Annotated in this window: 8 protein-coding genes; 1 reads left to right on the forward strand and 7 read right to left on the reverse strand. The window is 73.2% G+C overall.

Features of this window, described 5'->3' with window-relative positions; all coding sequences use genetic code 11:
• Positions 1–3 precede the first annotated feature (3 nt).
• From rnc to rpmB, 7 genes are all read right to left on the reverse strand, one after another.
• Positions 4–768, reverse strand: coding sequence for a ribonuclease III (gene rnc / locus EIO00_RS15545; RefSeq protein ID WP_140179591.1), 765 nt, complete (start codon positions 766–768; stop codon positions 4–6).
• A 282-nt stretch (positions 769–1,050) separates the two neighbouring features.
• Positions 1,051–1,227 carry a 50S ribosomal protein L32 gene (gene rpmF, locus EIO00_RS15550; RefSeq protein ID WP_140179593.1) on the reverse strand — a complete coding sequence of 59 codons (177 nt, stop codon included), beginning with the start codon at positions 1,225–1,227 and terminating at the stop codon, positions 1,051–1,053.
• Between the two features lies 1 nt (position 1,228).
• Positions 1,229–1,813 (reverse strand): YceD family protein, encoded by a 585-nt coding sequence (locus EIO00_RS15555; protein ID WP_140179595.1) that lies wholly within the window; start codon positions 1,811–1,813, stop codon positions 1,229–1,231.
• A 104-nt stretch (positions 1,814–1,917) separates the two neighbouring features.
• On the reverse strand, positions 1,918–2,400 hold the full coding sequence (coaD, locus tag EIO00_RS15560; protein WP_140179597.1) for a pantetheine-phosphate adenylyltransferase: 483 nt from the start codon (positions 2,398–2,400) through the stop codon (positions 1,918–1,920).
• Between the two features lie 126 nt (positions 2,401–2,526).
• On the reverse strand, positions 2,527–3,102 hold the full coding sequence (rsmD, locus tag EIO00_RS15565) for a 16S rRNA (guanine(966)-N(2))-methyltransferase RsmD (protein WP_140179599.1): 576 nt from the start codon (positions 3,100–3,102) through the stop codon (positions 2,527–2,529).
• A 4-nt stretch (positions 3,103–3,106) separates the two neighbouring features.
• Positions 3,107–5,344, reverse strand: a complete 2,238-nt coding sequence (gene recG / locus EIO00_RS15570; protein ID WP_140179600.1) for an ATP-dependent DNA helicase RecG — start codon at positions 5,342–5,344, stop codon at positions 3,107–3,109.
• A gap of 114 nt (positions 5,345–5,458) precedes the next feature.
• A complete protein-coding gene (rpmB, locus tag EIO00_RS15575) occupies positions 5,459–5,653 on the reverse strand; it encodes a 50S ribosomal protein L28 (protein ID WP_140179602.1) in 195 nt (64 codons plus the stop codon).
• Between the two features lie 219 nt (positions 5,654–5,872).
• On the opposite strand from rpmB, the gene EIO00_RS15580 reads away from it, so the two are divergent.
• On the forward strand, positions 5,873–6,192 hold a 320-nt coding region (locus tag EIO00_RS15580), incomplete at its 3' end, for a DAK2 domain-containing protein (protein ID WP_140179604.1).

A 6,192-nucleotide genomic window follows, 5' to 3' on the forward strand; every position in this document is an offset into this window, starting at 1 on the left:
GGTTCAGCCGTCCCCGGAGCCGTCGGCCCCGCCCTCGCCGGCCTCGGCCTTGCGCTTGGCGGACATCTCGCGGATCGCGTTCCAGGCGGCCTCGGCGGCGTGCTGCTCGGCCTCCTTCTTGCTGCGTCCCACGCCGGACCCGTAGGCGACCCCGCCGACCAGCACGGTGGCGCGGAACGTCTTCTGATGGTCGGGGCCGCTCTCGTCCACGTGGTATTCGGGGACGCCCAGCTCCTCGACGGCGGTCAGCTCCTGCAGCGAGGTCTTCCAGTCCAGGCCCGCGCCCAGGCTGGCGGAGCGGTCGATCAGCCCGTCGAACAGCCGATGAACCAGCTTGGCGGCCTCCTCCAGACCGTGGTCCAGATAGACCGCCCCGATCAACGCCTCCAGCGTGTCGGCCAGGATCGAGTCCTTGTCCCGGCCGCCGGTGCCCTCCTCGCCGCGGCCCAGCCGGATGTAGGCGCCCGCGCCCAGCGAGCGGGCCACGCCGGCCAGCGCCCGCATGTTCACCACCGCGGCGCGCAGCTTGGCCAGCTGCCCCTCGGGCAGGTCCGGATGGGTGCGGAACAGGGTGTCGGTGACGACCAGGCCCAGCACCGAGTCGCCGAGGAACTCCAGGCGCTCGTTGGTGGGCAGGCCGCCGTTCTCGTAGGCGTAGGAGCGGTGCGTCAGGGCGCGCTCCAGCAGCTCGGGGTCCACCGAGACGCCGAGGGCGCGTTCGAGCCCGGCACGGTCGGGAGCGGGGCCGGAGGCCGGCTTGGCGGTCACGGAATCCTCCTCGCGGACAGAGGGCGCCCGCCGTGCGCTGCACGGACGGCCGCAGCCGCCTGCGCCGGCTGCGCGTCGCCCGTGAGGGGTTCCGCGAAGACGAGGTGCGCGCCGGAGCGTTCCCCGGCGGACACCACGGCCTCGGGCTCCACCCTGCGATGCCGGCGGGGAGCGGGTCCCGCGCCGGCGCCGTCGCCCGGCGGTCGCCGCGACGGTGACGACGAAAAAGACAGTTCGCGGAGTGAACCGGCGGGGGCGGCCGCCGGCCGCCCCCGAGGAAGGTCAGCCCTGGGGGATGACCTGACGACGGTTGTAGGTGCCGCAGTTGGAGCACGCCGTGTGCGGCAGCTTCGGCTCACGGCACTGCGGGCACGCGATCAGGTTCGGCACGGTGGCCTTCCACTGTGAGCGCCGGTGCCGCGTGTTGCTGCGCGACTTCTTCCGCTTGGGGACGGCCACTTCAGCCCTCCTGCTTTTCTTCTCGTAGGTCGGTCAGGTCCCGCAGCGCCGCCCACCGTGGGTCGACGGTGTCGTGGCGATGGCCGGGTTCGACGTCCGCCAGCCGCGCCCCGCAGTCGGGGCACAGCCCGGGACAGTCGTCCCGGCACAGCGGGGACAGCGGCAGCGCGAGCACCACCGTGTCCCGCAGCACCGGCTCCAGGTCGATCGCATCGCCCTCGATCCGGTGCTCGTCCTCCTCGGCCTCCCCACCGGAGCGGGTGTCGGGGTAGACGAACAGTTCCTGAAAGTCCGCCTCGAAGTCCTCCTCGAGCGGGTCCAGGCAGCGCGCGCACTCCCCGGTGAGGGGCATCCGCGCGGTGCCCGTGACGAGGATGCCCTCCAGCACGGACTCGAGCCGCAGATCCAGCTCGACGTCGGCGCCCTCCGGGACGCCCACCATCTCGACGCCGAGATCCGCCGGGGCCGGAACGGTGCAGGTCAGCTCCTGCATCGACCCGGGACGCCGGTCCAGTGCCCGGGTGTCGAGCACCAACGGGGCGTTCGCATCGATGCGGATCAGAGCTTTCCTGCTTCCGTGGGACATGGCGGATCGCGATCGTCAGACGGCGGCCGAACGGCGCCGTCTGCCAAGCGTACCCAACGGTCGGGACCGGTCCCAACTCGACGGCGCCGACCGCCGGGGAGTCCTCACTTCTCGCCGCGCAGCCGCTCCACCAGCCGCTGGTGGATCACCTCCGGGACCAGTCCGGAGATGTCCCCGCCGTACTTGACGACCTCCTTCATCAGGCTGGAGGACAGGAACGCATACAGCGGGTTGGTCGCCATGAACAGCGTCTCCACCCCGGCCATCCGGTGGTTCATCTGGGCGATCTGCAGCTCGTAGTCGAAGTCGCTGACCGCGCGCAGTCCTCGGACGATCACGGGGATGTCGTGCTGGCGGCAGTAGTCCACGGTCAGGCCGTGGAACTTGTCCACCTTGACGTTGCCGTAGTCCTTGGTGACCTCGCGCATCATCTCCACGCGCTCATCGACCGAGAACAGGCTCTGCTTGGAGATGTTGATCAGCACCCCCACCACGACCTCGTCGTAGAGGTTGGAGGCACGGCTGATGATGTCGAGATGTCCGTTGGTTACGGGGTCGAACGACCCGGGACACAGGACACGGCGCACGATCACTTCCCTTCCCTCGACTGCACACGCCCACCCGTGCCTACGAGGGGCGATCTGCGGCGCGACCGTACCAAACCGGATCACCACGACCTGCGCCCGGCATGCCCGTTGTGCGTGGAACGGCCCTCATCCGGATGTCGATCCGGCGGCCCGGCCGTACCAGAAGACCGCCTCGCCGTAACGGCGATCCCGCTCGGGGAGGTACCCCGGCGGCCAGCGCAGCGCCGGGCCGCGGGCCGCCCGCTCCACCGCCACCAGCGCGTCGGCGGCCAGCCAGCCGTTGTCGCGCAGCGCCTCCAGCAGCCCGCTCACCGCCTCATCCGCCAACGCGTACGGCGGGTCGAGGAACACCAGGTCATAGGGCAGTTCCGGACGCCGCCGGACCAGCCGCTCCACCCGGCCGGCGACCACCTCGGCGCCGGGCAGGCCGAGCGCGGCGACGTTCCGCCGGATCACCGTGACCGCCCGGGGGTGCGCCTCGACCAGCAGCGCATGCGCGGCCCCCCGCGACAGCGCCTCCAGCCCGACCGCCCCCGAGCCGGCGAACAGGTCCGCCACGCGCAGCCCGTCCAGCGGTCCCAGCAGCGCCCGCACGGTGCCGAACAGCCCCTCCCGCGCCCGGTCGCTGGTGGGGCGGGTGTCCCTGCCGGGCGGCACGGTCAGCCGCCGTCCTCCGGCGACCCCCGCGATGATCCTCGTCACAGGCTCACGCCTTCTCCAGGAAGCCGACGCGCTCCTCGTCGAGGAGGACGGCCAGTTCGGCTGCCAGGGCGGGATTGTCCGCCAGCTCGGGGTCGGCGTCGACCAGGGCGGTGGCCTCCTCGCGGGCGAGGCGGATCAGCTCCTCGTCCTGGAGCAGCGTGAGCAACCGGAGGCTGGAGGCGCGGCCGGCCTGGGCGGCGCCGAGCACGTCGCCCTCCCGGCGCTGCTCCAGGTCCAGGCGGGACAGGGCGAACCCGTCGGTGGTGGAGGCGACGGCGTCCAGGCGCTCCCGGGCCCTGCCGCCGGGCTCGGCGTCGGTGACCAGCAGGCACAGGCCTGGCAGGGTGCCCCGGCCGACCCGGCCGCGCAGCTGGTGGAGCTGGGAGACGCCGAACCGGTCGGCGTCCATGATCACCATCACGGTGGCGTTGGGGACGTTCACCCCGACCTCGATCACCGTGGTGGCCAGCAGGACGTCCAGCTCGCCGGCGGCGAACCGGCGCATCACCGCGTCCTTGTCCTCCGGCGGCAGCTTGCCGTGCAGGACGCCGATCCGCAGCCCGGGCAGCAGCTCCTCCTCCAGCCGGGGCAGCAGGTCCAGCACGGCGATCGGGGCGCGGCGGCGCGCACCGTCCTCCTCGTCGCCGAGCGCGCCGCCGGGCTCGTCGCCGAGCAGCGCGGGGGCGCCCTCCTCCTCGCCCTCCTGCGCGCCGATGCGGGGGCACACGATGTAGGTCTGGCGGCCCTGGGCGGCCTCCTCGCGGATGCGCTCCCAGGTGCGGGCCAGGAACTTGGGGCGCTCGGGCGGCACGACGTAGGTCTTGATCTCCGCCCGCCCGGCCGGGAGCTGGGCGAGGGTGGAGACCTCCAGGTCGCCGAACACCGTCATCGCCACCGTCCGTGGGATGGGGGTGGCGGTCATCACCAGCACGTGCGGACGGCCGTCGCCGGCCTTGGCGCGCAGCGCGTCGCGCTGCTCCACGCCGAAGCGGTGCTGTTCGTCGATCACGACCAGCCCCAGGTCGGCGAACTGCACCTGGTCCTCCAGCAGGGCGTGGGTGCCGACGACGATGCCGGCCTGGCCGGAGGCGGCGTCCAGCAGCGCCTGGCGGCGGGCCTTGGCGCCCTGCGATCCGGTGATCAGCGCGACCCGGGTGGCCTGCTCGGCGCCGCCGATCTGCCCGGCCTGCGCCAGCGGGCCGAGCATCTCGGTGATGGAGCGGTAGTGCTGCTGGGCCAGCACCTCGGTGGGGGCGAGCAGGGCGGCCTGTCCCCCGCCGTCGACGACCTGCAGCATCGCCCGCAGGGCCACGACGGTCTTGCCCGCGCCCACATCGCCCTGCAGCAGCCGGTGCATGGGGTGCTTGACGGACAGGTCCTCGGCGATCTCCGTGCCGACCCGGCGCTGCCCCTCAGTAAGGGAGAACGGCAGGGCCGCGTCGAAGGCGTCCAGCAGCCCGCCCTCGACGCGCGGCCAGGCCTTGGCGGGCAGCGCGGAGGCCGCCAGCCGGCGCTGCGCCAGGGCGACCTGCAGCACGAACGCCTCGTCCCACTTCAGCCGGCGGCGGGCGCGCTCCAGCTCGGCCCAGTCACGGGGCTTGTGGATGCCCCGGTAGGCCTCCTCCAGGCCGATGAGGCCGTGCCGCCGGAGGGTCGCCTCGGGCATCGGATCGGGGCCGAGCTCCAGCTGCGGCAGCACGATCTGCACGCACTCTTCGATCTTCCACGACTCCAGGCCCCTGGTGGCCGGATAGATCGGGATGATCTCCTCGGCGAACTCGCGGGCCATCTCCCCCGCCGCCGCGCTGGGCGCCACCGTCCGGAACTCCGGATGGGTGAGCTGCCGCTGCGGGCGTCCGCCGCCGCGCGGCCGGTAGACGGTGACCTTGCCGGAGAACAGCCCGCGGGTGCCGGGCGACAGTTCCCGTTCGGCCCGATAGGAGCCCTTGCGGCCGAAGAAGGTGAGCTTGAGATCGCCGTGGCCGTCGCTGACGGTGACCTCCAGCAGGTAGCCGGGAGGACGCGGGATGGTGCGGCCCTGCACCTTGGTCACCTCGGCCAGCACGGTGACGTACTCGCCCTCGCGCAGGCCGTCCAGATCGGTCAGCTCGCCGCGCTTGGCGTAGCGGCGGGGATAGTGGTGCAGCAGGTCCCCGACCGTGTGCAGATCCAGGCCGCTCGCCAGCACCTTGGCCGTCCTCGCCCCCAGCAGGTTGCGCAACGGCTCGTCGAGTTTGGCCACGCCCTACTTTCTACCGTGCGCCACCGACGGGATGGCGCACCTCGGCCCGTCGGGCGGCACGAGACGGCCCACCGGCGACGGGCCGGTGGGCCGGGGTGCGCCGTCGAGCAGGTCTCAGACGCTCGGCCGGACGACCTTGCCGGCCTTGATGCACGAGGTGCAGGCGTTGATGCGCTTGGTCGCCCCGTTGACCACGGCGCGCACGCGCTGGATGTTGGGGTTCCAGCGGCGCGGGGTGCGGCGGTGCGAGTGGGAGACGCGCATGCCGAAACCGGGTCCCTTGCCGCAGACGTCGCAGACGGAAGCCACGGGAAACTCCAAGTGATGTCGATGCCTTGTGGGCGCCCGGGTTCGAGCGCTCGCCAAAGTGGCGCCCCCGGCGGGTGCGCTGCTCAGCCAGGGTAGCCGACCCGCGCGCGAGTGCGCGAATCAGCATCGGCCCTCGACGCCGGTCCCCCGGGGCGCCCGGAATCGGCCCGTTCCCTCCCGGTCGACGCTAGCCTTCCGGGCACACGCGAGGGGGTGGGCGTGGGAGAGGTCCTGGACGCCGCGGCGGTGCGCCGCTGGTGCGGCCTGGCGGTGGAGGCGCTGGACCGGGCCCGTGCGGAGATCGACGCGCTGAACGTCTTCCCGATCCCGGACCGGGACACCGGCACCAACCTGTATCTGACCGCGCGCGCGGCGGCCGAGGCGGTGGCGGCGCTGCCGGACGGCGCCGGGCCCGCCGAGGTGTGGCGGGCCCTGGCCCGAGGGGCGCTGCTGGGGGCGCGCGGCAGCTCCGGGGCGATCCTCGGCCAGGCGCTGCGCGGGATGGCGGAGGTCTGCGGCGGGGCGGACGCCCCGGTCGG

The organism is Thermomonospora catenispora (genome assembly GCF_006363815.1).
Taxonomy (GTDB): domain Bacteria; phylum Actinomycetota; class Actinomycetes; order Streptosporangiales; family Streptosporangiaceae; genus Thermomonospora; species Thermomonospora catenispora.

Bases quoted from the DNA above. Each gene is read 5' to 3' on its own strand.
- EIO00_RS15555 (WP_140179595.1), bottom strand. From the start codon at position 1,813: ATGTCCCACGGAAGCAGGAAAGCTCTGATCCGCATCGATGCGAACGCC.